At 74.5% G+C, this 25061-nt stretch carries 23 protein-coding genes; 8 read left to right on the top strand and 15 right to left on the bottom strand.

Going from position 1 to position 25061, the window contains the following annotated elements; translation table 11 throughout:
* Positions 1–13 precede the first annotated feature (13 nt).
* Positions 14–2389 carry a SpoIIE family protein phosphatase gene (locus ABS735_RS20130; protein WP_373903014.1) on the top strand — a complete coding sequence of 792 codons (2376 nt, stop codon included), beginning with the start codon at positions 14–16 and terminating at the stop codon, positions 2387–2389.
* A gap of 30 nt (positions 2390–2419) precedes the next feature.
* On the opposite strand, the gene ABS735_RS20125 is transcribed toward ABS735_RS20130, so the two are convergent.
* Together ABS735_RS20125 and ABS735_RS20120 are read right to left on the bottom strand one after the other, a co-directional pair.
* A complete protein-coding gene (locus tag ABS735_RS20125; RefSeq protein ID WP_373903015.1) occupies positions 2420–3061 on the bottom strand; it encodes a DNA polymerase ligase N-terminal domain-containing protein in 642 nt (213 codons plus the stop codon).
* Between the two features lie 50 nt (positions 3062–3111).
* A complete protein-coding gene (locus tag ABS735_RS20120; RefSeq protein WP_373903016.1) occupies positions 3112–3942 on the bottom strand; it encodes an aldo/keto reductase in 831 nt (276 codons plus the stop codon).
* A gap of 113 nt (positions 3943–4055) precedes the next feature.
* On the opposite strand from ABS735_RS20120, the gene ABS735_RS20115 reads away from it, so the two are divergent.
* On the top strand, positions 4056–5060 hold the full coding sequence (locus tag ABS735_RS20115; protein ID WP_373903017.1) for a TauD/TfdA dioxygenase family protein: 1005 nt from the start codon (positions 4056–4058) through the stop codon (positions 5058–5060).
* 49 nt (positions 5061–5109) lie between these two features.
* Here the strand turns inward: ABS735_RS20115 and ABS735_RS20110 are convergent, their stop codons facing one another.
* The 3 genes from ABS735_RS20110 to ABS735_RS20100 all read right to left on the bottom strand — a co-directional run bounded on the left by ABS735_RS20110 (position 5110) and on the right by ABS735_RS20100 (position 8136).
* Positions 5110–6612, bottom strand: a complete 1503-nt coding sequence (locus ABS735_RS20110) for a metallophosphoesterase family protein (RefSeq protein ID WP_373903019.1) — start codon at positions 6610–6612, stop codon at positions 5110–5112.
* Between the two features lie 91 nt (positions 6613–6703).
* Complete coding sequence (locus tag ABS735_RS20105) at positions 6704–7459, bottom strand: dienelactone hydrolase family protein (protein ID WP_373903020.1); 756 nt, start codon at positions 7457–7459, stop codon at positions 6704–6706.
* Positions 7460–7515: 56 nt separating this feature from the next.
* Positions 7516–8136, bottom strand: coding sequence for an L-threonylcarbamoyladenylate synthase (locus tag ABS735_RS20100; protein WP_373903022.1), 621 nt, complete (start codon positions 8134–8136; stop codon positions 7516–7518).
* 145 nt (positions 8137–8281) lie between these two features.
* On the opposite strand from ABS735_RS20100, the gene ABS735_RS20095 reads away from it, so the two are divergent.
* The gene (locus ABS735_RS20095) at positions 8282–9811 is read left to right on the top strand and encodes a helix-turn-helix domain-containing protein (protein ID WP_373903023.1); all 1530 of its coding nucleotides are present in this window, start codon (positions 8282–8284) and stop codon (positions 9809–9811) included.
* A gap of 118 nt (positions 9812–9929) precedes the next feature.
* Here ABS735_RS20095 and ABS735_RS20090 read toward each other — a convergent pair whose 3' ends face one another.
* The 4 genes from ABS735_RS20090 to ABS735_RS20075 form a co-directional block, all read right to left on the bottom strand.
* A complete protein-coding gene (locus tag ABS735_RS20090; protein ID WP_373903024.1) occupies positions 9930–10970 on the bottom strand; it encodes an NAD(P)-dependent alcohol dehydrogenase in 1041 nt (346 codons plus the stop codon).
* A 55-nt stretch (positions 10971–11025) separates the two neighbouring features.
* The gene (locus ABS735_RS20085; RefSeq protein ID WP_373903025.1) at positions 11026–11817 is read right to left on the bottom strand and encodes an SDR family NAD(P)-dependent oxidoreductase; all 792 of its coding nucleotides are present in this window, start codon (positions 11815–11817) and stop codon (positions 11026–11028) included.
* Positions 11818–11827: 10 nt separating this feature from the next.
* A complete protein-coding gene (locus tag ABS735_RS20080; protein WP_373903026.1) occupies positions 11828–12493 on the bottom strand; it encodes a TetR/AcrR family transcriptional regulator in 666 nt (221 codons plus the stop codon).
* A 91-nt stretch (positions 12494–12584) separates the two neighbouring features.
* Positions 12585–13454 (bottom strand): fructosamine kinase family protein, encoded by an 870-nt coding sequence (locus ABS735_RS20075; RefSeq protein WP_373903027.1) that lies wholly within the window; start codon positions 13452–13454, stop codon positions 12585–12587.
* 145 nt (positions 13455–13599) lie between these two features.
* Here ABS735_RS20075 and ABS735_RS20070 point away from each other — a divergent pair, with 145 nt between their 5' ends.
* Both ABS735_RS20070 and ABS735_RS20065 read left to right on the top strand, forming a co-directional pair.
* On the top strand, positions 13600–13923 hold the full coding sequence (locus ABS735_RS20070) for a hypothetical protein (protein WP_061446364.1): 324 nt from the start codon (positions 13600–13602) through the stop codon (positions 13921–13923).
* A 113-nt stretch (positions 13924–14036) separates the two neighbouring features.
* Positions 14037–14804 (top strand): maleylpyruvate isomerase family mycothiol-dependent enzyme, encoded by a 768-nt coding sequence (locus tag ABS735_RS20065; protein ID WP_373903028.1) that lies wholly within the window; start codon positions 14037–14039, stop codon positions 14802–14804.
* Between the two features lie 34 nt (positions 14805–14838).
* On the opposite strand, the gene ABS735_RS20060 is transcribed toward ABS735_RS20065, so the two are convergent.
* Positions 14839–16194, bottom strand: a complete 1356-nt coding sequence (locus ABS735_RS20060; protein ID WP_373903420.1) for an SLC13 family permease — start codon at positions 16192–16194, stop codon at positions 14839–14841.
* 214 nt (positions 16195–16408) lie between these two features.
* On the opposite strand from ABS735_RS20060, the gene ABS735_RS20055 reads away from it, so the two are divergent.
* A complete protein-coding gene (locus ABS735_RS20055) occupies positions 16409–16936 on the top strand; it encodes a hypothetical protein (RefSeq protein WP_373903029.1) in 528 nt (175 codons plus the stop codon).
* A 73-nt stretch (positions 16937–17009) separates the two neighbouring features.
* Here the strand turns inward: ABS735_RS20055 and ABS735_RS20050 are convergent, their stop codons facing one another.
* Positions 17010–18230, bottom strand: coding sequence for an MFS transporter (locus ABS735_RS20050; RefSeq protein ID WP_373903030.1), 1221 nt, complete (start codon positions 18228–18230; stop codon positions 17010–17012).
* A 586-nt stretch (positions 18231–18816) separates the two neighbouring features.
* Between ABS735_RS20050 and ABS735_RS20045 the strand changes: the two genes are divergently transcribed.
* On the top strand, positions 18817–19854 hold the full coding sequence (locus ABS735_RS20045) for an NAD-dependent epimerase/dehydratase family protein (protein WP_373903031.1): 1038 nt from the start codon (positions 18817–18819) through the stop codon (positions 19852–19854).
* Positions 19855–19949: 95 nt separating this feature from the next.
* Here ABS735_RS20045 and ABS735_RS20040 read toward each other — a convergent pair whose 3' ends face one another.
* The 4 genes from ABS735_RS20040 to ABS735_RS20025 all read right to left on the bottom strand — a co-directional run bounded on the left by ABS735_RS20040 (position 19950) and on the right by ABS735_RS20025 (position 24279).
* A complete protein-coding gene (locus tag ABS735_RS20040; protein WP_373903032.1) occupies positions 19950–20513 on the bottom strand; it encodes a hemerythrin domain-containing protein in 564 nt (187 codons plus the stop codon).
* 96 nt (positions 20514–20609) lie between these two features.
* A complete protein-coding gene (locus ABS735_RS20035) occupies positions 20610–21143 on the bottom strand; it encodes a DoxX family protein (protein ID WP_373903033.1) in 534 nt (177 codons plus the stop codon).
* 155 nt (positions 21144–21298) lie between these two features.
* Positions 21299–21790, bottom strand: a complete 492-nt coding sequence (locus ABS735_RS20030; protein WP_373903034.1) for a hypothetical protein — start codon at positions 21788–21790, stop codon at positions 21299–21301.
* A complete protein-coding gene (locus ABS735_RS20025; RefSeq protein WP_373903036.1) occupies positions 21787–24279 on the bottom strand; it encodes a molybdopterin oxidoreductase family protein in 2493 nt (830 codons plus the stop codon). The genes ABS735_RS20030 and ABS735_RS20025 overlap by 4 nt, the downstream gene beginning before the upstream one ends.
* A gap of 125 nt (positions 24280–24404) precedes the next feature.
* Between ABS735_RS20025 and ABS735_RS20020 the strand changes: the two genes are divergently transcribed.
* Positions 24405–25043 (top strand): GNAT family N-acetyltransferase, encoded by a 639-nt coding sequence (locus ABS735_RS20020; RefSeq protein ID WP_373903037.1) that lies wholly within the window; start codon positions 24405–24407, stop codon positions 25041–25043.
* Positions 25044–25061 lie beyond the last annotated feature (18 nt).

Below are 25061 nucleotides of genomic sequence, written 5' to 3'. Positions count from 1 at the left end.
GATCCTGGACGGCATGGAGGAATCCTCCGCCACGATGACCGTCGACGCCCGCGGACTGGTGACCGGGTGGAGCGACGGCGCGCGGCGGCTCACCGGATACACGGCCGAGGAGGTCGTGGGACGCCCCGCGCGGCACCTGCTCGCGCGGGACGCGCCCCCCGGCCCCCTGTCCCGCACCGTCCCGGCCGGCACCCCCGTCCTGTCCGGCACCGCCGTGGTCCGGCACCGCGACGGCCGCCCGGTGGGCCTGCGGCTGCGGGCCTGCCCGCTGCTGGGCGCCGACGGCGGACCGGACGGCTACGCGGTGACCGCCGACCCACCCGGCGCCCCGGCGCCCGCCCTGATCGACGACGCCGTACGGCAGGCCTCCCTGTCGATGTCCGTCCTCGACCTCGGCCTGCGCTTCCTGCACGTCAACGAGACCGCGTGCCGGATGATGGGCAGACCGGCCGACGAACTGATCGGCCGCGGCCTGGCCGACACGCTGGCGGACTTCGAGGGCGACGCCCGGTCCTTCCTGCACCACCTGCGAGTCGTCGCCGACACGGGGCGGCGCGTCCAGTACGAGAGCTACTCGCCCGCGCCGGCCGGTACCCGCCTGCACGCCTGGACCGTGGAGATCTGGCCGGTCCGCGACGCGTCCGGCGCGCTCACCGCCGTCGCCATGGCCGCGCTCGAGAGCACCGAACAGCACCGGGCCCGCGAGCGGCTGGCCCTGCTGAACGCGGCCGGCACGGTCGGCACCACCCTCGACGTCGTCCGCACCGCCGAGGAACTGGTCGGACTCCTCGTGCCGCGGTTCGCGGGCTTCGCCGGCGTCGACCTGCTCGACTGGGTCCTCGGCACCGACGAACCCCTCGCGACGCCGCCCGAGCACGCCGGACTGCGCCGGGTGGCCCACGCCTTTGCCACCGAGGGCTTCCCCACCCCCGCCGTGCACCTCGGCGGGCACGAGGTCCACCCGTCCGACAGCCCTCCCGCCCGGGCGGTGCGGGAGGGCCGCGTCGTCCTCAGCGGCCCCGGCGACCCCGAGTTCGACCGGTGGATGCGCACCCGCGAGGCCGAGGCCCCGCACAACCGCCCCTTCCGGGAAGCCGTCTGCTCGGTGCTGGCCGTGCCCCTGCGGGCCCGCGGCACCACCCTGGGCGTCGCACTGGCCGCCCGGACCGCGCCCCGGGAGCCGTACGCCACCGAGGACGCCGTACTGGCCGAGGAACTGGTCGGCCGGGCCGCCGTCTCCATCGACAACGCCCGTCGCTTCGCGCGCGAGCGCTCCACCGCCCTGGCGATCCAGCGCAGCCTGCTCCCCAGGGACCTGCCCGGACAGGCCGCGGTCGAGGTGGCCCACCGCTACCTGCCCTCCGCGTCCGCGGCCGGCATCGGCGGCGACTGGTTCGACGTGATCCCGCTCTCCGGCACCCGCGTCGGCCTCGTGGTCGGCGACGTCGTGGGCCACGGCATCCCGTCCACGGCGACCATGGGCCGGCTGTGCACGGCCGTGCGCACCCTCGCCGACGTCGACCTGCCCCCCGACGAGCTCCTCACCCACCTCGACGACCTCGTCACCCACCTCGCGGCCGTCGGCGGGGACGACGGCGTCGACGCGGAGATCGCGGAACTGGGCGCCACCTGCCTCTACGCCGTGTACGACCCCGTGTCCCGGCGACTGGCCCTGGCGGCCGCCGGTCACCCCGCACCCGCCCTCCTCCTCCCCGACGGCACCACCCGGATGGTCGCCATGACCGCCGGGCCGCCGCTCGGCGTCGGCGGACTGCCCTTCGAGGCGACGGAGCTGGAACTGCCGGAGGGCTCCGTCGTCGCCCTCTACACCGACGGACTGGTCGAGGACCGCGACCGCGACGTCGACCACGCCACAGCGGAACTGTGCCGGGCGCTGGCCGCGCCCGCGAACTCGCTCGAGGCGCTGTGCGACGGCGTACTCAAGGCCGTGCTGCCCGAGGAGCCCGGCGACGACGTCGCCCTGCTGCTGGCCCGCACCCGGGCGCTGGGCGAGGACCGCGTGCGCACCTGGGACGTCCACCCGGACCCGGTCGGAGTGGCGGCCGCCAGGCGGTCCGTCGGCGAACAGCTGACGGCGTGGGGGCTGGACGACGCGGCCTTCGTCACCGAACTCGTCGTCAGCGAACTCGTCACCAACGCCATCCGGTACGGCGAGCCGCCCATCCAGTTGCGCCTCATCCGCCACACCGCCCTCATCTGCGAGGTCGCCGACGCCAGCTCCACCTCGCCCCACCTGCGCCGCGCCCACGCCTACGACGAGGGCGGCCGGGGCCTGCTCCTGGTCGCCCAGCTCACCCAGCGCTGGGGCAGCCGCCAGACGGACACCGGCAAGACCATCTGGGCCGAACAGGCGCTGCCCGCGCAGTGAACCGCCCGCGCGGTCGCTGCTCGCCCGTCCCTACTTCCCGCCGTCCTCCGCGGCCACCCGTGCCAGCGTGCGGCCGGTGCGCGCGGAGCGGGCCCGCCGGGGGGCGGGGGTGCCGTGCCCGCGCCCGCCGCCGCCCGTCTTCACCAGCAGCCACGCCGCGTCCTCACCGGCGCCGCGGTCCGGGCCGCCGCGGAACCGGGTCAGCGCGTACTCGCCGCGCAGCTTCGCGCCGTGCAGCCGGAACCGGGCGTGCCCGTGCGCCAGCGACTCGGCGAAGTCGACCGGCCGTCCCCGGCGGTCGTGGCTCAGCGGCTCGTAGGTGCCGCGGTCCCACACGATCACCGTGCCGCCCCCGTACTCACCCGCCGGGATCACGCCCTCGAACTCCTCGTACTCCAGCGGATGGTCCTCCGTCGGCACCGCGAGCCGCTTGTCGCTCGGGTCCGCGGACGGACCCTTCGGCACCGACCAGGACTTGAGCACGTCCGCCACCTGCAACCGGAAGTCGAAGTGCAAGGTGCTCGCGTCATGGATCTGCACGACGAAGCGGGGTGCCACGCCCTCACCGGGGGCTCCGCCCTCGCCGGGCGGCCCCCCTCCAGCGGGTTCACCGGTCCGGCCGAAGTCCCGTTTGCCGTGGTAGTCCCGCAGCCCGTCGCCCTTGCCGCCCACCTGACGCTCCTTCCCGGGAGAGCCTCCCCGACCCGGACCGGGTACCCCGCTCAGAACTCCTCGTGCACCTCCGGGTCGCCGCCGATCCGCCGGTGCGCGCGGTCCGCCACCGTGCGCATCTGCTCGGCGTCCAGTTCGAAGCCGAAGACGTCCAGGTTCGCCCGCTGCCGCGCCGGGTCGGCGGACTTCGGGATCGGCACCGCGCCCAGCTGGGTGTGCCAGCGCAGGACCGCCTGGGCGGGCGTCACCCCGTGCGCCTCGGCGACCGCGGCGACGGCGGGGTCGTCCAGCAGGTCGCTGCCCCGGCCCAGCGGGCTCCAGCTCTCGGTGCGGATGCCCTTGCGCTCGTCGTAGGCGCGCAGGTCGTCCTGCGGGAAGAGGGGGTGCAGCTCGATCTGGTTGACGGACGGCAGGACACCCGTCTCCTTCTCCAGCCGCTCGATGTGCTCCGCCGTGAAGTTGGAGACGCCCACCGAACGCACGAGGCCGTCCTCGCGCAGCTTGACCATGGCCTTCCAGGAGTCGACGTACTTGTCCACGCGCGGCAGCGGCCAGTGGATCAGGTACAGGTCGACGTACTCCAGGCCGAGACGGGCGCGGGACTCCTCGAACGAGGCGAGCGTCTCCTCGTAGCCGTGGTGCCGGCCGGGCAGCTTGGTCGTCACGACGATCTCCTCGCGGGGGAGACCGGCGGAGGCGACGCCGCGGCCGACGCCGGTCTCGTTGCGGTAGTTCGTCGCCGTGTCGATCAGGCGGTACCCCGCCTCCAGGGCCTCGCGGACCGCCCGTTCCGCCTCGTCGTCCTTCATCGGCCAGGTGCCCAGGCCCAGGGCGGGGAGCGTGGTGCCGTCGTTGAGCGTGTACGCCGGGATGCTGATCACCGTGGGACCTTCCCTCGACTGTGCGCGGCGGTGTGCCGTCCGGTCCAGCCTCGCCCACGCCGGGACCGGTGATCAACCGGACGGCGCGCAAGGACGTCTGCCACGATCGGCGCATGACGACCGACAGGGCAACGGACAGGGCAACGGACACGACGACGGCAGAGCGTACGGCGGCCACCGGGGCCGGGGGGATCGAGGTGCGGCCGGCCGCCGGGCACATCGGCGCGGAGATCCGCGGCGTGGACCTGGCGGCGGGCCTCGACGCCGCCCAGGTCGCGGCGGTGCGGACGGCCGTACTGCGCTGGAAGGTGGTGTTCTTCCGCGACCAGCGCCTCGACCACGCGGGCCACGTCGCGTTCGCCCGCCTCTTCGGCGAGCCGGTCGTCCTGCCCCGGCGCGGCACGGCCTCCCCGGCCGGCTTCCCGGAGATCGAGACCACCGCCGACCGGCTGGAGCTGGGCGGGCGGTTCGGGATGGAACACGACGAGTGGCTGCGGCGCCGGCGCCACACGCTGCTGCGCGGCTGGCACTGCGATCACGGCGCCCGCGTCGACCCGCCGGCCTTCACGATCCTGCGCGCCGAGACCGTCCCGCCGTACGGCGGCGACACCACCTGGTCGAACCTCGCCGCCGCCTACGCCGGACTGTCCGCCCCGCTGCGTGCCTTCGCCGACACCCTGCGCGCCGAACACCGCCTCGGCGTCGGCTACCAGCCCCGGCCCGGCGACGACGCCTACGTCCGGCATCTCCTCGACCACCAGACCGCGACCGTGCACCCGCTGGTCCGCGTGCACCCGGAGACGGGGGAGCGGGTGCTGTTCGTCAACGGCTACTACGTCGAACAGATCGCCGGGCTCTCCCGGCCCGAGAGCGCGGCGATCCTCGAACTCCTCATCGAGCAGGCCACCCGTCCCGAGTACACCGTCCGCCTCCGCTGGGAGCCGGGCAGCGTCGCCTTCTGGGACAACCGCGCCACCATCCACCTCGCGCCCAGCGACAACGCCCACCTCGGCCACCCCCGCACCATGCACCGGGTGATGCTCACCGGCGACGTACCGGTGGGCGTCGACGGCACCCCGTCCGAGCCGGTCGTGGGGAGCGAAGCGGGCCGCTGGTGAGACGCCCCCCCGGGTGAGGCGGCCCCCGGTGAGGCGGGCCGGGCGCCGGTCACACGAGCGGGATCGTCACCTCGTCCTCGACCGGCGGGTCCTCCTCCTGGGCCCGGTTGCCCGTGGCGGCGAAACAGCGCAGCCGGACCGCTTCCGGCGTCACGTCCAGGCGCAGGAAGCACTTGAAGAAGGGCGGGCTGTACGTCGCCGAACCCGGCGAGAACACCGACGTGTAGATCTTGCGCACGGGCAGCCGGAACCGCTTGCGGCGCTCGGGCCGCCGCGCGGTGCCGAGCAGTCCGGCGACGATCCGGGTGCGCCGGGTGACCCGCGCGCCGGCGCCCGGGGCGCGGCCGGTGCGGATGCCGAGGCGTTCGGCGATCACGGCCGTCGCCTCGGCCTCCGTGAGGGTGAAGAAGCGCCGCAGCCGCAGCCGGCGGCCGTACAGGGCGCTGTAGAAGGCGAGCGAGTCGCCGCGCAGCGGATAGGAGCGGAAGTCGTCCTCGGTGACGCCGGCCACCGACACGCGCGGAATCGTGTGAGTGGCGTGCATGAACGCACCCCCGCCGCCCGCCACGACGTACTGGACGGTGCGGCCGTCCACGTCGACCGGATAGCGCTGGTAGTTGTGGATGTCGCCGCCGATCGCCGCGACGTAGTGGTGGGCGGGGTCGCGCACGATGTCGTCGACCGTGCCGCCGCCGTCGACGGGGCAGGGACGGTGCTCGCCGTCCACGTACAGGGGCGAGCCGGTGACGAGGATCTTCGGCCGGTCACCCGCCGACACCTCGCGCAGCCAGGCGCCCTGCTCCGCGTCGATCGTGCCCAGGAGCCCCGTGTCGATGCCGACGATCCGCACCGGACCGGCGTCGAGCGCCCAGTACGGCCCCGGCTGGACGGCCTGCTGGGCGGGGGCCGAGCGCAGCTTGCGCGCCTCGTCCAGGTGCGGGCCGTCGTCCGGGCGCGGCCGGTGCCACAGCAGGGACCGCAGCCGGGCGGGGGTGAACGGGCGCGGCGCGGGCTCCGGCGGCAGGGGCGGGGCGTCGTCGCAGAAGACGCGCATGAAGCCGCCGAGATCCTCGTACCAGTCGTGGTTGCCCGGTATCGCGTATATGGGCGCCCGGTAGTCGCGGTAGGGGCGGAAGAACTTCGTGCCGTAGTCGTCGGCGCTGCCCACCGGGTAGATCACGTCGCTCGCCAGGACCGCGAACCGGGTGTTGCCGCCCGCCTTCAACAGCCCGGGCACGACGGCGTACTGGGGGTCGTCGCCCTCTCCCGTGTCACCGATGACCAGGAAGGAGAACCGGTCGGGGTCGTCCCGCCGGATCACCTTGTCGGCCGGTGCCCCGGCCGCGGCCCGCTGCGCCACCCAGCGGGAGCGGGTGTGGCCCGTGGGGTCCCCGAACCACGAGGCCAGCACGCCGTTGCGGGCGGCCCACAGCGTTCTCGGGTTCAGCCAGGACAGCTTCTCGGTGCGCTGCGGCATGAGCGCCCGGTAGGCGCCGGGCTCGGCGGAGCCCCAGCCGGCGCCTTCGGCGGAATCGCGTGAGGAGTTGGACACCCGGGCACGGTAACAACGCCCGGTCCGGGGGCCGGACGAGGGCGGCCTCGCCAAGTGCGGCGTCGAATGGGCCGTTTCGCGGACGTCCGGGTCAGAACGTGCGCTTCAGGAGGTCGAGCAGCGCGTCCCAGTGGCGTTCCGTCGCCTTCTCGTCGTACGCGGAGGTGTCGGCCTGGGTGTAGCCGTGGTGCGCTCCCGCGTAGACCTCGCAGCGATGGGTCACGCCCGCCGCGGTCAGGGCGGCTTCCAGACGCTCCTGCTGCTCGGCGGGCATGCCCGGGTCGTGGTCCGCGTGGGCGAAGTAGGCCTCGGCGGTGATGTCCCCGGCCACCAGGTGCGGACTGCTGGGACCGTCCGTCGCCAGGTTCCCGCCGTGGAACCCGGCCACCGCGGCGACCCGGTCCGGGTATGTGCCGGCGGTGCGCAGGGCGAGTCCGGCGCCCATGCAGTAGCCGGTGAGCGCGACGGGGCCGTCGGCTGCCTCCGGGGCCCGGGCCAGCCACTCCAGGTAGGCGCCCGCGTCCCGCATCGCCCGGTCGGGGGTCAGCGACTTCATGATCGGGCCGAGCTGCCGGAAGATCTCCGGCCGTGCCTCCGGGTCGATGAACTCGGGCAGCTCCACGACGGGCGTCCGTCCGCTGCGGTAGAAGACGTTGGGCACCAGGACGGTGTACCCGGCGCCGGCCAGCCGGTCCGCCATGGCGCGCAGGGACGGGCGCAGCCCGAAGGCGTCCATGTACAGCAGGACCGCGGGATGCGGTTCCCCGTCGGCCGGGTGGGTCAGACAGGCGTCGGCGGTGCCGTCGCCGGTGGGGATGTCGACGTCGGTTCCCTCTACGGCGGTCATGGCGTGATGTGCCTCTCTCTGGCTGGTGTTCTCGCGGTCGGGCGGGCGGTGCCGCGCTACTCGAACCGGGTCGTGTCGCCCGCGCCCCGTCGCACGATCTCCGCCTCGCCGTCGGAGAAGTCGACGACCGTGGTCGGCTCGGTGCCGCAGTCGCCGGAGTCGACGACCGCGTCCAGCACGTGGTCGAGCCGGTCCTTGATCTCCCAGCCCTGCGTCATCGGCTCCTCCTCGTCGGGCAGCAACAGCGTGCTGGACAGCAGCGGTTCACCGAGCTCGGCGAGCAGGGCCTGGGTGACGACGTGGTCGGGGATGCGCACGCCCACGGTCTTCTTCTTCGGATGCTGGAGCATGCGCGGCACCTCCCTCGTCGCCGGCAGGATGAAGGTGTAACTGCCGGGGGTCGACGCCTTGATCGCCCGGAACACGTCGTTGTCGATCTGTACGAACTGCCCGAGCTGCGCGAAGTCCTGGCAGACCAGGGTGAAGTGGTGCCGGTTGTCCAGGTGCCGGATCGACCGGATGCGGTCGATGCCGTCGCGGCTGCCCAGCCGGCAGCCCAGCGCGTAGCAGGAGTCCGTCGGGTACGCGATCAGCGCGCCGGAGCGGACGCTGTCGGCGACCTGGGCGATGCTGCGCGGCTGGGGGTTGTCGGGGTGCACGTCGAAGTACTTCGCCATTCATCGAGCTTATGCCCGCTCGGCCGCCCCGACCGACAGGCCCGGCGATCCCGCCCGCCGACGCCGGAACGGGCCTCTGCACAGAGCCATGAGGTAACGTCCCCGACCTGGGCCGAAGACGAGGCGAGGCGAGGAGAAGGCCGACGTGGCGGGCCGAGAGGACGCGGAACGGCAGCGGACATCCGGAGCCGGTGAGCACGCGGGATGGGCACGGGAACTGCTCGAGCACCTGCGGCCGGCCGGACGCGACCTGAACCGGGTCGTGACCTGGCTCGCCGGCACCGCGCACGCGGCCGTGTCGCTGCAGGACGGCACCGGCCGGCTGCTGGCCGGCACCCGCGTGCCGCTGGACGAGGGCCTGGTCGCCGACGTCACCTCCGGCCGGATCGCGTCGGCCGCGCTGGAGGACCGGGGCCGCCATCTCCGGCTCGTCCGCGTGGAACGGTCCCACCCGGCGCGGGCCGCCGTCCTCGCGGTGGCGCGCGAGAGACCGTTCGACCGGCGCGTCTCCGACATCGTCACGCACGCCGCCCAGGTGGTGGAGCTGCTGCTGGCCGGCCACGAGTCGACCGCGGCCGGACAGCGGCTGCGGCGGGCCACCTCCGACCTGCGCCTGGCCATCCTGCAGCTGCTGATGGTGGAGGACACCGTCTCCGCCCGCCGCGTGGCCGCCGGACTGTGGCCGGGCCTGCTGGACACCGACACGGCCTGCGTGTACGTCGTGGAGAGCAGCCCCGCCGAACGGGACCGCATCGCCGAGGAGTGCGTGTCGGCGACGGAGGAACGGGCGCTGGTCGTGCGGTGCCCGGCGGTGGACGGACACGTGATCGTCCTCGCGCCGCGCGACACGGCCGGGCAGGAGCTGCGCTCGCTCGTCGGCCGCCGCCCCGGCGTCTTCCTCGGCGGCAGTGCCCGGCAGGGCCTCGCCCGTACCGCGGCCGCCTACGGACAGGCCGTCAGTGCCCTGGCCGTGGCCCGGTTCCGTCCGCAGAAGGCGGCCCTGTACGCCGAGCGGACCCGTCCCGAGCGGCTGATGGACCCGGCGGAGCTGCACGACTGGACGGCCGGCGTGCTGAGCCCGCTCGACACCCTGTCGCACCACACGCGTGCCGAACTGCTCGCCACCACCCGGCTCGGCCTGGAGTTCACCGCCGTCAACACGGCGAAGGTCCTCGGCGTCAGCCGCAACACGGTCCGCGCCCGCATGGACCGGGTCGAGTCGATGCTGCGCACGGACTTCGCCGACCTGACCGTCCGGGCCGCCGTCCACCTGGCCCTGAACGCCCAGGTGGGCCTCGCCGAACCCCCGCCGGGCGCCGGCGCACGGGCCGGTGCCGCCCGGCTCACCGACCTGCTGTCCGGACCCGCGCTGCGCACCTGGGCCGTCGACCTGCTCGGCCGGCTCGAGACGGACGGCCGGGACCTGAGGCGCACCCTGCGCACCTGGATCGCCGCCGGCGGCAACGCCGAGCGTGCCGCGCAGAGGCTCGGCATGCACGCGCAGACCGTCCGCGAGCACGTCCGCAGCGCCGAGCCGGTCCTCGAACGCGAGCTGCTCGCAGCCGGCAGCGACCTGTACGAGGTCGTGCTGGCCCACCTGGCGGCCGGTGACCTCGACCAGCCGCCGCTGCACGGGACGAAACCGGGCCATCCGGACTCACCTGTGCACGAGTGAGTCCTCCGGGCCCGGCAGCGGGCATCGGCACGATTCACAACCGCGGAGCCGTCCACGTAGGTTCGACGGGCAGGGGGCACGACCGGAACGGGGGACCGGTCGCGCCCCCTGGGACCGGTCAGCCGTGGGGCAGGATCACCGCGCGGCCGTTGACCTTGCCCTCGTGCAGCCGCTCGTAGGCGAGCGGGGCGTCGTCCAGGGAGTACGTCTCGGTGTGCACCGACACGGCGCCGGAGCGGGCCAGGTTCAGTACCTCGATCAGCTCGCTGCGGCTGCCCCAGTACGGGGCGTTGACCGACACCTCGAACGGCAGCATGCCGAACCCGACGGGCAGCGACCCGCCCCCGATGCCGACCAGCGTGACATCGCCCTCGACGGCGGCGACGGCCCCGGCGGTCTGCACGGTGGGCGCCACGCCGACGAAGTCGAACACGGCCTCGGCGCCGAGACCGCCGGTGATCTCGCGCACCGCGTCCGCGGCCTTCGCGTCCGACAGCACCGCCTCGTGCGCGCCCACCGCACGGGCGAGGCGCAGCTTCTCCTCGCTGACGTCCAGGGCGACGACCCGGGCGGACGTCAGGGCGCGCAGCAGCTGGATGGCGACGTGGCCGAGACCGCCCGTGCCGATGACCACCGCGGTCGAGCCGGGGACCAGCTTGGGCAGCGACCGCTTGATCGCGTGGTACGGCGTCAGCCCGGCGTCGGTGAGCGGCACCGCCGCCACCGGGTCGAGCCCGTCCAGCGGGACCAGGTGCCGGGGGTCGTCGACGAGCAGGTACTCGGCCATGGAGCCCGGCCGCCCGAGCCCCGGCGGGCGGATGCCCAGCTCGTCGGCGCGCAGGCAGTAGTTCTCCTTGCCCTCGGCGCACTTGGCGCAGGTGCCGCAGCCCCAGGGCCCGTACACGGCGACCGCGTCGCCCTCGGCGATCCCGCTCACCCCGGCGCCGAGCGCGGCCACCGTGCCGACGCCCTCGTGGCCGAGGGTGAGCGGAAGCTCGTACGGGAAGCCCTCGGCGGGCCAGCTCATCACCGCGATGTCGGAGTGGCAGACGCCGGCCGCGGTCACCTTCAGCAGCACCTGGCCGGGGCCGGGTTCCGGATCGGGGACCGTGACGACCTCGGGCGGGGCCCCGATGGTGCGGTACTGCAGTGCCTTCATGATCGAACTCCTTTGTTCTCCCCCCGGTTCGTCCCCCTGGTTGTGCGACCGGTGGTCAGACGGCGGTGTAGGCGCCGTCGACCAGGTGATAGCTGCCTGCGACGAAGGACGCGCGCTCCGAGAGCAGGAAGGCGATCAGCTCGGCGACCTCCTCGGAGCGTCCGAGGCGGCCGGCCGGGTGCAGGGCGACCAGGCCGTTGTAGGCCGCCTCGTCCATGGTCTTCAGCAGCGGGGTGTCGATGAAGCCCGGACCGACCGCGTTGATCCGGACGCCCTGGGCGGCGTACTCGGCGGCGGCCGCCTTGGTCAGCCCGACCACGCCGTGCTTGGCGGCGACGTAGGCGGGGGAGCCGGCGAAGCCGACCGAGCCGAGGATGGAGGCGACGTTGACGATGGAGCCGCCCCGGCCCGCGGCCAGGATGGCGGGCAGTTCGTAGCGCATCGAGTAGAAGACGCCGTCGAGGTTGGTGTGCACGACGCGCTGGTAGGCCTCCACGTCGTACTCGCCGGTCGGGGCGCTGGGGCCGCCGATGCCGGCGTTGTTCACGGCGAGGTCCAGGGTGCCGTACGTGTCGACGGTGAACCTGACGGCCGCCTCGACGGACTCCGGACGGGTCACGTCCAGCTCGACGGCGGCGGCGCGGACGCCCTGCGCCGTGAGCTCGGCGACGGCCTTCTCGGCGCCCTCGGCGTTGAAGTCGGCGACGACGACGTTCGCGCCGCCGGCACCGAGTCGGCGGGCGGTGGCCAGTCCGATGCCGGAGGCGGCGCCGGTGACGAGGGCGGTACGTCCGGCGAACTCGGCGGCGTACTCGATGGTGGCGGGGGTGGTGCCGGTGGTGCTCATGGTGCTCTTCTCACTCTTCGGTGGTGCTGTCGGGGGTCGCGGCCGCGGCCTCCGAGGTCAGGGCGTCGTAGGCCCGCTCCACGAGGGCGGCGAGGTCTGCGGCTCCCGAATCCCGCTCACCGCCGCGCGCCCACAGGCGCAGGGCGGCGATCAGGACTCCGGCGGCGGCGTCGACGACGGCGGCCGGGCGCACGTCCCGGGCGTCGTCGCTGCCGAGCCGGCCGGCGACGATGCGGATCGACTCCTCCTGGGCGTCGACCCGGATGCGCTGGTAGGCGGCGAACAGCTCGGGCTCGGTGTCGGCCAGGGCCAGCAGGCGGCGCATCCGCGGACGCACGTGCCAGGCCGGGTCCTCCCGGTCGGCCAGCCACTCCCGCACGGCCCTGCGATAGGCGAGCAGGGGCGGCTCCTCGGCGGGGCGGGAGCGCAGCAGCGCGTTGATCCGGTCGCCGTCCCGGCGGACGAAGTCGAGCGCCGCGTCCTCCTTGCCGGCGAAGTGCCGGCTGAACGTGCGGCGCGTGACGTCCGCGCGCTCGGCGATCGCCTCCACCGTGGTCGCCGCCGAGCCGCGCTCCAGGAGCAGGTCGCAGGCGGCGGTGGCCAGCGCGTCGCGGGTCTGCCGCGCCTTGCGCTGCCGCCGGTCCTCGGTGGCGGGGGAGGGCTTCGTCGCCGTCATGCCTCCGAGCGTACACCTGGAAGTGTCCCAATGAGACATGTGACCCGATGGGACATTACGTGTCCGGAGCGACCACGCCGTACGGCGCGGCTCATCCCGCGTGCCGCAGCGCCGCGCGCGCCGCCGCGACGGCCTGCTCGGCGTAACCGCGTCCGAACAGCACGGCGTGCACCAGCAGCGGGAAGAGCTGGTGCACGCCGACCCGGCCGGCCCAGCCGTCGGCGAGCGGCGCCGCCCCCTCGTAACCCGCCAGGATCCGGTCCAGGTGCGGACAGCCGAAGAGCCGCAGCATCGCCAGGTCGGTCTCCCGGTGCCCGCCGTGCGCGGCCGGGTCGATCAGGTGGACGTGCCCGTCGGCGCCCCACAGCACGTTGCCGTTCCACAGGTCCCCGTGCAGCCGGGCAGGCGGCTCCGCGGGTCCCGCCAGTTCGGGCAGCCGCTCGCAGACCCGCTCGACGTCGGCCGCCTCGCCCGCCCGGACGGTGCCGGCGTCGACCGCGCGGCGCAGATACGGCAGCACGCGATGCGCGGCGTACCAGCGGGGCCAGTCGTCCCCGGTGACGTTGCGCATCGGGGCGAGCCCGATGAAGGCGTCCTCGGGCCCGCCGGGCGGCGCGGCACCGAACGCCGGCGCCCCGGCGGCGTGCAGTTCGGCCAGGTCCCGGCCGAACCGCACCGCCGCGCGGGCGCTCGACGGCCCCTGCGCCACGCGGTCGGAAACCAGCCGGCTCTCGTCCACGCCGTGCACCACCGGGACCCGCACCGTGCCCGCGTCCGCCAGCCAGCGCAGCCCCGCGGCCTCGGCCCGCGCCGCACCGGGGCCGTCCGCGGCCTTGACCACCACCGAGCGGCCGTCGTCGAGGTCGACTTCGGTGAGCGCACCGGACAGCGGGCGCTCGCCGGTCACCGCCCGACCGGTGAACCGGGCCGCGACGGCCGACGAAGAGCTGGCGGGACACATGACCACGAGCCTAGGACCACCCCACCGCCGAGTCGGGTCCACGCCACGGCCGACCGGCGGCGTGCCGGGGTTTCCTGCCGCCGACCCGGTGAAAAGCGCCGGGTATGCCGATCGGACACCCCGGGCGCGGGGGAGCAATGGGACTATGACCAGTTCAGCGTTTCATCGCACGATCACCCTGCCCGCCCCCGTGTGCCGGCAGGCCGCACAGCACCTCGAGCAGGCGGTGCACAAGGCCATCGACGGTGCCGCCACGCCGTGGCGCGCGTTCCGCGGGGCCGACGGCGACGACTTCGCGTTCTCCGTGCCGGTCGTCGAGCAGGCCGCGGGCTGTCTGCTGGTGCTGGCCGCCGAGAGCGCCCAGAGCCTGCGGCCCTCCGCACTGCGCGCCCTGATCACCGTCGCGCTGCACCTGCGGGACGCGGCCGAGGCGGTCCGCCGTCCCGCGGTCCCCAGCCCGGCCTGGTGAGCGCGGACCCCGCGCGAAAGGTGCGGGAACGTGGGTCCGGCGCGAGGGTGCCAGAACGCGGAGCACGCGGAAACGCCGCACCCCAGGTCTGAACGTGTGTTTGGCTCGGAGTCATGGAGTACAAGCGATTCCTCGACTGCCTCGCGGCCGACCACGACCGGCTGCGGGCCGTCGTCGAGACCGACGCCGACGCCCCGGTGCCGGCCTGCCCCGGCTGGACCGTCGCCGATCTGACTCGCCACGTCGGCGAGGTCTACCTGCACAAGGCCGCCGCCATGCGCGACGGGGCCGAGCCCGATCCCTGGCCGCCGAAGGAGTTCGCGGACGAGGCGCCGACGGCGCTGCTCGACCGGGGCTGCACCGCGCTGCGCGCCGAGTTCGCCACCCGCGCCCCCGGGGACCCGGCCGGTACCTGGTACGGCCCCGACCAGAGCGTCGGCTTCTGGATCCGGCGGATGGCGCAGGAGACCGTCGTCCACCGCATCGACGCCGAACTCGCCACCGGACGGCCCGTCACCCCCGTACCGGACGACCTCGCGGTCGACGGGGTCGACGAACTGCTCGAGGTGTTCGCCACGTACGCCGTGGCCGAGTGGGGCGACTACTTCGCCGGGATCCTGGACGGCTCGCCGGGGCGTACGTTCCTGGTGCGGGCCGGTGACGACGCGGCGTGGCGGGTGCGGACCGGTCCGGGGGAGTTCACCGTCACGGACGGCGCGGGCGACGGCACGGCCGACGTGACGCTGAGCGGCTCCCCGGAGAGCGTGCTCAGGTCGCTCTGGAACCGGGCGGGCGACGGCGGGGACGGCGGCGTGAGCGTCGAGGGCGATTCCCGGGCCGTGGCGGAACTGAGGCGCTGCATCGTCGTCGCGACCCAGTGAGCGGGCGCCCGGCACGGGGCCCGCGCCGCGGGCGTCAGGTGCCGACGAGGCGCAGTGCCAACCACAGGGCCACCGTCGAGGCGGCGACCGTGGCCGGCACGGTGAGCAGCCCCAGCCGGGTGAAGCGGCCCAGCTCCACCTCGAGGCCGTGCCGGTGCAGGATGCGCCGCCACAGCAGGGTCGCCAGCGAACCGACGTAGGTCAGGTTGGGACCCAGGTTCACACCGATCAGCACGGCGAGGACCTGGGCGGGGCCGGCGGGCGCGGCCAGGGGGAGCAGGGCGAGCACGGCCGGCAGGTTGTTGACGAGGTTGGCCAGCAGCGCGGCGACCGCCGCCACCCCCAGCAGCGCCGGCAGCGAGTCCCCGTCGGGCAGCAGCCGCCCCAGCCCCCTGGCCGGGCCGTCCGCCACCACCGCCTGCACCACGACGCCGAGGGCCAGTACGAACAGGCAGAACAGCGGCGCGGCGGCGCCCGCCATCTCCCGGGGCGTGACATGGCGCCGGGCCAGCGCCCGCACCCCGAGCACCAGTACGCCGCCGAGCGCCGCCCAGGCGGGGTCCACCCCGGCCGGCGACGCCAGGGCGAACCCGGCCAGGGTGAGGGCCACGACGATCACGGTGAAACGGGGCACCGCGGGCGCGGGCGGCGTGGCCGGCACGGTCGGCCCGGCTCCGGCGGCGCCCGGCGCCTTCGCGGGCACGGGGCGGACGCGTGCGGGAGCGACCGGTACGGGGCCGACGCGCGCGGGCGCGACGGACACGGGCTCGGCCAGGTCCGCGCGGAAGAAGCGGCGGAAGACGGCGTACTCGACGGCGATCGCGGCCAGCCAGGGCAGCGCCATCAGCGCGGCGAACCGGGTGAACGTCAGCCCACTGGCCGTGAACGCCAGCAGGTTGGTCAGGTTGGAGACCGGCAGGAGCAGCGAGGCGGAGTTCGCCAGGTGAGCCGTCGCGTACACGTGCGGGCGGGCCCGGGCCCCGGCCCGGGATGCGGTGGCGAGGACCACGGGGGTGAGCAGGACGGCGGTGGCGTCCAGACTCAGCACGGCCGTCACCGCGCAGGCCACGGCGAACACCCCCGCCAGCAGCCGGTGCGGGCTGCCCCCGCACCGGCGGGCCACGGCCGCGCCGACGGCCTCGAACAGGCCCTCCTTCGCGCACAGGTACGCCAGCATCAGCACCAGCGCGAGGAAGGCGACGACCGGCAGCAGGGTACGGGTCTGCTCCCACGCCTCGCGCGGGGTGACCGCGCCGAGCGCCAGCACCAGCGCGGCGGCGGGCACGGCGGCCACCGCCTCCGGCAGCCCCCGGGGACGCAGCACGGCGAAGGCCAGGACGCCCAGCAGCAGGACGAGGGGGACGGCCTCGGAGAGGACGGCGGTACTCAGGACTTCTCCTCCACACCGGTGAGCCGGGCGGGAACCCGGTGATCGGCGAACGGGATACAGGGTCGCACCCGGGGCGGGGACGAGGTGCGCAGGACGTGGTGTGGCCGAGGCCACGCCGCGGGCGAGACCCGGGCCATGTCCCGCGCGGTACGCCGCGGGCTACCGTTCTCACGGACCCGTGTTCCCCACGACGAGCAGTTCGGACGGCCCGGCAGTGCACACAGATCTCTCCCCCGTCATCGCGGCGACCGCGCAGTGGCTCGTCCGCGCCTATCCGGCGTCCGGTGGCGCGCTGGCCGGCGCCCTGTGCGAGGTGCAGGCCCGGCAGGCCGTGACGGTCGCGGCCCGGCTGCGCTACCCCACGCCGATGGACGTGGCGCTGCTGGGCGTCGCGGGCCCCGGAGGCGCCGCCCGGCTCGACTGGATCACCGGCGCCGACGGCGCGACGCCCGCCGACCCGGACGCGGACGCCTGGCGGACCTGGGTGGACGAGGTCGTCGCCAGCTGGGCGGCCTGTCTGCTGACCGACCCGGCGCTCGCCGGGCCGGCCGTGGCCGCGCTGGCCGGGGGCGGTCCCTCGGCCGGGACGCCCGCGGAGTTCCGCCGCCTGCTCGCACCCGACGAGGCCGACCGCCGGGCGGCGGCTCTGCTGCGCCACCCGGACCTCGTCGCCCCCGTCGCGGCCCTGCACCACGCCCAGCTCGTGACCCGGCTGGACCCGGGCCAGGCCCTCGTCGCCTGATCCGCGCCGGGCCGGGGGCGGGCGGCGCCCGCCCGGCTGCGGGGCGGGGCACCCGCGCGGACACCGGCGGGCCTCAGGCAGCCGTCTCCAGGTTCGCCACCGGTGACAGCCGCGGCACCGCGGTCCGGCGCTCGCGCAGCAGGTGGCCCGCACCGATCGTGCCGGCGATGATCAGCCCGCCTGCGATCAGGGCGCCGCGGGCGCCGGCCAGCTCCATCAGGAGGCCCAGCGCGGGCGGCCCGCCCAGGCCCCACACCGTGCCGATGCTGCCCCACACCCCGAGCACCCGGCCCCGCATGTGCGCGGGCGGGTCGGTCTGCAGCACCGCCGTGCCGGCGGTGTCGGAGACGGACTCCACGACGGCCATCGGCAGCACCATGACCAGCAGCACGGCCAGCGACGGCGACATGCCCGCCACCACCTGGAGCAGCCCGCCCGCCGCCGCCAGCGCGCCCACCACCCGTACCGAGGGGCGGCGCAGCCGGGCACCGAGGACGGCACCGACGATGCCGCCGACCGCCAGCACCGTGGAAACCGTGCCGAACGACCCCGCGCCGCCCGCGAGCGGCCCGGTGACCAGTACGGCCAGGGTCAGCTGGTAGTTGCGACCGAAGACGGCGCTGACCCCGGTGACACCGGCCAGCGCCAGCAGCCGGGGACGGCGGGCGAAGAAGGCCAGGCCCTCGCGCACGCTCATGGTGTCCCGCGTACCGCGGTCCTTCGCCGCCGCCACGGGCCCGACCGCACCGCGCGCCGGTCGCAGGAAGGGGATGACCGAGGCCACGAACAGGAACGACAGCCCGTTGGCGGCGTACGCCGCGGCCGTGCCGAGGAAGCCGACCGTCACGCCGGCGAGCGCGGCGCCGGTGAGCCGGCCCGCCTGGTGCACCAGCGCGCCCACGCCGATGGCGGACGGTACGTCCTCGCGCGGGACGAGATCGTTGCCCAGCAGGGAGCACGCCGGGCCGTCGACGGTGGCGATGACGCCGGTGACGGCGGCCAGCACCATCAGGGAGGTCAGGTCGAGCCGGTCCAGCGCCACCATGAGCGCGGTCACGAACGCGACCGTTCCGAGCAGCGCCTGGCTGACCGCGGCGGTCAGCCTGCGCGGCCAGCGGTCGACGGCCGCACCGCCGAACACGCTGATCAGCAGCGCGGGCGCGGCCTGGACGGACATGGACAGGCCCGTCGCGGCGGCGGACCCGGTGATCTGCAGGACCAGCAGGTTCTGCACGGTGAGCTGCATCCACGTACCGGCGTTGGACACGAAGTTCGCGACCGACCACCAGCGCATGCTGCGGTACCTCAGGGAGCGCCACGGCGAGGTGGTCGCGGACCCGGACGGCACGGGGGCGGGAGGCGGCGGGGCGGAGACGGAGGAAGAAGACACAGGGCGCCACTCGAAGGCGGGTCGGGGGACCCGGAAGGGGATACGGACGGGAACGAGAGGGCCGGCTGCGCTGCGCGGCCGTTCCACTGAGCCGGAGACGGCGCCGACCATCGTGGCAGAAGGGACCGGCCAGTCTTCGCCGGTCCGCGTTCCCGCCCGCTGCCCGGGAGGACCAATCGCCGCTGCCCTGACCGCACTTGGCGAACCGAGTGTGCTTGATCACAGCCCTTGACCACAGCGCCCGGCACCCCGGCGCGGGACCCGTCGGCCGTGACCGTGGTCACGGGGAGCGGTCCAGGGGAGCGGTCCAGGGGAGTGGTCCAGGGGAGCGGTCCAGGGAGTGGTTCCGACGGCGGGCAGCGGAGCATGTGAGCGCCTCGGTGGGGCACTCGGGGCACGCTCTTCAGCGCTCCGTGAGCGCACGGTGAGTGCTCCGTGAGGGCACACCGGCGCTCCGTCAGCGCCTCGCCGAGGGAGAAAGGTCGTCCTCATGATGCCGATGGCGGCGTTCAGTCCACGGGGGGAGTCCCGCGCGCCCTGGGACCGTGTCCTGGTGACCGGAGGTGCCGGATTCCTCGGCTCCCACCTGTGCACCCGGCTGCTCGACGCGGGCGCCGAGGTCGACTGCCTGGACAACCTCTCCACGGGACGTGCCGAGAAGGTGGCCCACCTGGCGGGCCGCCCCGGCTTCCGCTTCCTGGAACGGGACATCTCCGAACCCGGCTGCGCGGACGCGCTCCCCGGCCCCTACGACCTGGTCCTGCACCTGGCGGGGCCCGCGGCCCCGGCCGCCTGGCCGGAGCGGCCCGTGGACGTCCTCGACGCCGGCAGCCTGGGCACCCGTACCGCCCTGGCCGTCGCCGGCCGGGACGGGGCCCGGTTCCTGCTCGCCTCCTCGCCGCCGGTGTGCCCCGACACCCGGGTCGGCGACGTACCCGACGACGCCGACCCGGTCCGGCCCCACAGCGCCTGCGCCGAGGCCGTCCGGTTCGCCGAGGCCCTGGTCGCCGCCCACGCGGGCGCCCACGGCTCGAACGCCGGGATCGTCCGGCTGTTCACCGGCTACGGGCCCGGCATGCGGACGGACGGGGCAGGGACGCCGGCCGCCGCCATCGAGCAGGCCCTGGCCGGGCGGCCGGTCACCGTCCCCGGGGACGGCAGCCGGACGCATCCCCTGTGCTACGTCGACGACATGGTGGACGGCGTACTGCTGGTCGCGGCCGGCCGTTCGGTGCGGCCCGTGGACATCGGCGGCGACGAGGAGCCCTCCGCCGCGGAGATCGCCAGGCTGGTGATCGAGCTGACCGGCTCCGACTCGCCGCTGACGTTCGTCGAGGACACCGGGGACGGGCCCACCCAGCCCCGGCCGGTCACCGGCTTCGCCCGCGAGATCTTCGGCTGGCTGCCGAGCGTGACCTGGCAGGACGGCCTGGAACGCACCGTCGCCGCCCTCCGTGGACGGCCCGATCCGGTCCCGACGGCGACCGGGGAGACGGCGCAGGGGCGGACGGGGCAGTGGTGGGCGTGAGCGCGCGCGTCGCCCGGCGCGGCGCGTGCGAGCGCGTGCGAGGGGCCCGTCGCCGTGGCGACGGGCCCCTCGCACGTTGAGCCGGCGGTGGCCGCTCAGTCGGACTTGCCCCGCCCCGACAGCGCGTCCCGCACCCGGTCGACCATGCCCGCACCAGGGGCGAGCAGCTTGTTCATCGGCGGCTTGTCCGGGGAGGACGGGTGCGGTCGGGTCGGCGCCGTCTTCTTCGCCTGACGGACCTTGTCGCCCAACTGGTCCAGGGCGTCCGCTGGGCACGCCTCGCGGAGCCTGGGGAAGAGGTTGCCCTCCTCGTCGGCGACGTGCTCACGGATCTCGCTCATCAGCTTGCCGATCAACCGGTCGAACTCGGCGTCGTCCGCCGCGCAGCCCTCCAGGTCCTTCATGATCTGCTCGGCGCCGGCGTGGTCCTCGAGCTCCTTGTCCGCGAGGGCGCCGCCGTTCGCCACGTGCTCACGGACAGCCGGGTACAGATACGCCTCCTCCGCCACCGAGTGCCGGACCAGCTCGATCGTGGCCTGATCGGCGTACAGCTTGCGGTCCTTGTGACCGGACGGCAGTGCCTCGATCTTGCCGAAGAGCTCCTCGACCTCACGGTGATCGGTCGTCAGCTCGTCGATGACGTTTCCTCCGTGTCCCATGTTCCACCTCCAGAGTGTTGTGGCGGCTACGGGACCGACCCGCCACGGGCATACGGACGACCGGGTCCCCCCTTGCGCGGTGCGCTAACGCCCGGTTCACGCCCCCAGCTTGGCCCGGACACCGCCCGCCCGCGCCACGGGGCCGGCGGCGGACCGCACCGAACGGCGCACCAAGTGGGCGTCGTGCCGGAGGTCCTTGGCGGCGTGCCGGCCGCGCCACAGCAACGAGGGCGCGCTGCCCGTGTCGTCGGCGGCGATCAGCAGCCCGCCCATCATGGACAGGTTCTTCAGGAAGTGGATGCGCTGCTGGGCGCGGTCGGAGGGGTCCTCCGCCTCCCAGTACCGGTGTGCCGCCAGCGTGGTGGGGACCAGCGTCGCCGCGAGGGCCAGCGCGGCCAGCCGCGGACAGCGGCCGAGCCCGAGCATGATGCCGCCCACCATGTGCACGGCGCCGTTGAGCCGTACGAGTTGCTCGGTGCTGTCCGGCAGCACCGGTACGCGGTCGGCCACCGGCCGCGCGATCGGCTCGGCCGCCGGTGCCACGTCCTGCGGCCTGCGCAGCGAGTGCAGGCCGCCCGCTACGAACATCGAGGCGAGCATCGGCCGGCCGGCCAGACGCAGAAGACTCATGACGCTGTCTCGCTCTCTCCGAGGGGGTGTCAACGGGGTCATCAGCGGGGGTGTGCCCCACTGGGATCATCAGGTGCTCCGGGCGGCCCGCGCCATTCGGCGTCCGGTGCGGCACCGGTGCTCTCCGGTACCGCACCGGACGGGGAACACGCAGGTCACAGGCTGGTGAGGATCTGGGGCGACAAGTTCTTGATCATGGTGTTGGTCCAGCGCATCTGGCGCAGTGTCTGCGGGTGACAGGAGGAGGCGAGCGCCAGCAGCCCGCTGTCCTTCGACGCCTGGGCGGCCTGGGCCAGCATCTCCCAGTGCAGTGAGTTCTCCGCCGCGGCGACGTGCAGCTCCCGCAGGTCGCGCAGGAGCAGCAGGCCCGGCTCCGGCCGGTGCACGACCGCCTCGGACGCCTTCTTCCGCAGCGTCGCGAAGACGCCGTCCGCAGAGTGGTCCGGCCCCTCGCCCAGCTTCACGCCGTGCTCCGCGGCGACCTCGGCGATCCGCCGCACGTGCTCGCGGGACCAGCGGGCGATGTCGGTGGCGACGTGGTGGACCTCGTGCTCGGTGCGGTGCCGCTCGGCGACGGTCACCAGGTCGTGCGCCAGGTGCCGCTCGCCGCGGTGCAGGGTGCGCAGGGTCAGGGTGATGCCGTTCACCGGGCGCCTTCCTCGTGGCCGTGCGGGAACTCGGTGGGTTCCTGCTGTGTCGTGTGCGCCGCCGGTCCGCCCGAGGTGGGCGGGGCGACGCCGGCGGCGGCCGGTGCCGACGCGGTGGTGGTGGGTGCCGGGGAGGGCCGGCCGTCCCCGCGTTCCACGAGGGCGAGCGCGGCCGTGCCCGTCTTGAACAGCGGCTGCTTGGAGGCCGGGTCCCAGTCGGTGATGGTCGTCTCGTTCGCGGCCCGCCCGGGAGTGTCCGGTCCCGGCCCCGACCCGCCCTCGGTGTCCCAGTAGCCGTAGTGGAACGGCACGAACAGCAGCCCCGTGCGGATGCCGGTCACCCGCAGCCGCCCGCGCAGGGCGCCGCGCCTGCTGGTGACCTCCACCAGATCGCCCTCGCCCAGGCCGAGCCGTTCCGCGTCCCGGGTGGAGATCTCCACCCACACGTCGGGAGCGGCGTCGTTGAGCTGGGGCGCGCGCCCGGTCTTCGTACGGGTGTGGAAGTGGTAGATCGTCCGCCCCGTCGTGAGCTGGAACGGGTACTCCTCGTCCGGCTCCTCGTGCGGCGGCAGATAGGCGGCGGCCTTCAGCATCGCCCTGCCGTCCGGGTTGAGGGAGCGGTACTCCACGACCTCCTGCGACGCTCCGGTCTCCAGGTCCTTGCCGTAGCTCTCGCACACATCGGGGTGGGCCCAGGAGATGCCGTCCGTGTAGAGCCGCGCGGTGCCCTCCGGGTTCCGCTCGTCGCAGGGCCACTGGATGCCGCTGGTGTCGCGCAGCAGGGCGTAGGACAGGCCCGTGTAGTCGCAGGGGCGGCCCGCGCTGCACCGCTTCCACGCCTCGAACGCCGACTCGGGATCGTCCCAGGTGATCAGCGGGCCGCCGTCCTTGTCCCGGAAGTCCATGCGCCGTGCGTAGTCCAGGAAGATGTCCAGGTCGGGCTTGGCCTCGCCGGGCGGCTCCACCGCCTTCCGGGACAGGTGCACCGTGCGGTCCGCGTTGGTGAGCGCGCCGGTCTTCTCGCCCCAGGTGGCGGCGGGCAGGACCACGTCGGCCAGTTGCGCCGTCTCCGTCAGGTACAGGTCCTGTACGACCGTGAACAGCCTGTCCTGCGTCAGGATCGAGCGGATGCGCGACAGTTCGGGCATCGAGACGGCCGGGTTGGTGCCGCTGATCCACAGCATCCGGAGCGAGCCCTGCTCGGCGTACCGGAAGATCTGCATCGCGTGGGTCGGCGGCGCGAAGTGCGGGATGGTCTGCGGCTCGACGTTCCACACCCGGGCCAGGTCGGCCACGTGCGCGTCGTTCTGCCAGTTGCGGAAGCCCGGCAGGTCGCCGTCGGCGCCGCACTCGCGGGTGTTCTGGGCGGTGGGCTGGCCGTTCATCTGGAGGAGGCCGGCGCCGGGCCGGCCCAGCATGCCGCGGATCAGGTGCAGGTTGTTGACCTGGACGGCTGCGGCGGTGGCCTGGTGGGACTGGTAGACACCCTGGAGGACGGTGGAGACCAACGAGTCGGTGGTGCCGACGAGTTCGGCCGCCTCCTCGATCCGGGCGGCGGGGACGTCGCAGATCTCCGCCGCCCACTTCGGCGTGCAGTCGGCGACCCGGGCGGCCAGCTCGTCGAAGCCGACGGTGTGCGCGGCGATGAAGTCGCGGTCGATCCACTCGTGCCGGATCGTCTCGTGCAGCAGGGCGTTGAGCAGGGCGACGTTGGTGCCGACGCGCGGCGCGAGGTGCACGGCGGCGTGTTCGGCGACGCGGGTGGGGCGCGGGTCCACGCACAGCAGGCGCGGCGGGTCGGCCCCCTCGAAGCGGTCGAGAAGCCGCATCCACTGCACGGGCTGGGTCTCGGCGATGTTGTGGCCGAACAGCGCGATCACGTCGGCGTGGTCGAAGTCGTCGTAGCTGCCGGGCTGCCCGTCGCAGCCGAAGGTCTCCTTGAGCGCTTCCGCGGCCGTCGACGTGCACAACCGGGTGTTGCCGTCCAGGTGGTTGGTGCCGATGCCGGCCCGGGCCAGGACCGCGAGCGTGTAGTACTCCTCCAGGAACAGCTGGCCGGTGGTGTAGAAGCCGATCGAGCCCGGCCCCCGCTCCTCCAGCAGCTCGCGCGAGCGGGCGGCCACCCGGTCCATCGCCGTGTCCCAGTCCGTCTCCACCAGCCGCCCGTCGCGCCGCACCAGCGGCTGGGTCAGCCGGTCACGGGAGGCGTTCGCCTGCCAGCCGAACAGGTCCTTCGGGCCGAGCCGGCCCCGGTTGACCCGGTCCACGTCCCGGCCCCGCACGCCCACCATCCGGCCGTCGGCCACCGCGATGTCCATCGCGTCGCCGTCCGAGTGCAGGGTGGACGCGGACTGCACCCATCGCTGCACCGCCCCGGGCGCCACCCCGTCCGCGAGAAACGTGTCCACCCGGGCCGGCCAGGTCGCGTGCCGCCCGTAGGGCACCCTGGCGCCCCACGGCCGCGCGATCCGGTCCGTCGCATCCTCCATCGCCGGCCTCCAGCCAACTTCCAACGTTCCGTCGTTCCGCCCCATCGCGGGCCGCCGGGTACCCGGGCACGGGGGATCGAAGCGAACCACTTGTGGGAGCGCTCCCAGCGAGGCAGGATGCTGCGGTGACAGCGACTGCCTCCGTACGCCCCTACCGCCCGGCCGACGCCCCGGCCCTCGACGACATCTGCATCCGGACCGCGCACAACGGCCGGGACAGCCGGCCCGTGTACGCCGACCCCGCCGTCCTGCCCGTCATCTTCGCCACCCCCTACGTCCACCTCGACCCGGACCTGGCCTTCGTGCTGGACGACGGCCAGGGCCGTGCGGTCGGCTACATCCTCGGTACGGCGGACACACCGCGCTTCGCCGAGGAGTTCCGGGCGAAGTGGCTGCCGCGGGTCGCGGACCGCTACCCGGCACCGCAGGGCCCGCCCGGCACACCGGACGAGGTCATGGCCGGGCTGCTGCACGACCCGGAGCGCATGATCGTCCCCGAGCTGGCCGCGTACCCGGCCCACCTGCACATCGACCTGTTGCCCGCCTGGCAGGGACAGGGCCACGGCCGGACCCTGATGCGGACGTTCTGGCGGGCCCTGCGGGACCGCGGCGTCCCGGCCGTCCACCTGGTCATGGCGACGGCCAACACACCGGCCAGGGCCTTCTACGACCGGCTGGGCTTCCACGAGATCGCCGCGGCGGGGCTCGACCCCGCCGACGTCACCTGCCTCGGGCGTACGACGCAGGACCCGGGACAGACCTGACGGGTGACGGGCGGGGGA

It is taken from the genome of Streptomyces sp. MMCC 100, assembly GCF_041538145.2.
Taxonomy (GTDB): domain Bacteria; phylum Actinomycetota; class Actinomycetes; order Streptomycetales; family Streptomycetaceae; genus Streptomyces.
This window is presented reverse-complemented; position numbering and strand designations above follow the sequence as displayed.

Excerpts from the sequence above, each read along its gene's own strand:
- ABS735_RS20115 (WP_373903017.1), top strand. The coding sequence starts at position 4,056 with ATGACGACCGACAGGGCAACGGACAGGGCAACGGACACGACGACGGCA.
- ABS735_RS20080 (WP_373903026.1), bottom strand. The coding sequence starts at position 12,493 with ATGACGGCGACGAAGCCCTCCCCCGCCACCGAGGACCGGCGGCAGCGC.
- ABS735_RS20100 (WP_373903022.1), bottom strand. The coding sequence starts at position 8,136 with ATGGCGAAGTACTTCGACGTGCACCCCGACAACCCCCAGCCGCGCAGC.
- ABS735_RS20050 (WP_373903030.1), bottom strand. The coding sequence starts at position 18,230 with ATGCGCTGGTGGTCGGTCGCGAACTTCGTGTCCAACGCCGGTACGTGG.
- ABS735_RS20090 (WP_373903024.1), bottom strand. The coding sequence starts at position 10,970 with ATGAAGGCACTGCAGTACCGCACCATCGGGGCCCCGCCCGAGGTCGTC.
- ABS735_RS20065 (WP_373903028.1), top strand. The coding sequence starts at position 14,037 with ATGGAGTACAAGCGATTCCTCGACTGCCTCGCGGCCGACCACGACCGG.
- ABS735_RS20085 (WP_373903025.1), bottom strand. The coding sequence starts at position 11,817 with ATGAGCACCACCGGCACCACCCCCGCCACCATCGAGTACGCCGCCGAG.
- ABS735_RS20045 (WP_373903031.1), top strand. The coding sequence starts at position 18,817 with ATGATGCCGATGGCGGCGTTCAGTCCACGGGGGGAGTCCCGCGCGCCC.
- ABS735_RS20070 (WP_061446364.1), top strand. The coding sequence starts at position 13,600 with ATGACCAGTTCAGCGTTTCATCGCACGATCACCCTGCCCGCCCCCGTG.
- ABS735_RS20035 (WP_373903033.1), bottom strand. The coding sequence starts at position 21,143 with ATGAGTCTTCTGCGTCTGGCCGGCCGGCCGATGCTCGCCTCGATGTTC.
- ABS735_RS20075 (WP_373903027.1), bottom strand. The coding sequence starts at position 13,454 with ATGTGTCCCGCCAGCTCTTCGTCGGCCGTCGCGGCCCGGTTCACCGGT.
- ABS735_RS20105 (WP_373903020.1), bottom strand. The coding sequence starts at position 7,459 with ATGACCGCCGTAGAGGGAACCGACGTCGACATCCCCACCGGCGACGGC.
- ABS735_RS20130 (WP_373903014.1), top strand. The coding sequence starts at position 14 with ATGGAGGAATCCTCCGCCACGATGACCGTCGACGCCCGCGGACTGGTG.
- ABS735_RS20025 (WP_373903036.1), bottom strand. The coding sequence starts at position 24,279 with ATGGAGGATGCGACGGACCGGATCGCGCGGCCGTGGGGCGCCAGGGTG.
- ABS735_RS20040 (WP_373903032.1), bottom strand. The coding sequence starts at position 20,513 with ATGGGACACGGAGGAAACGTCATCGACGAGCTGACGACCGATCACCGT.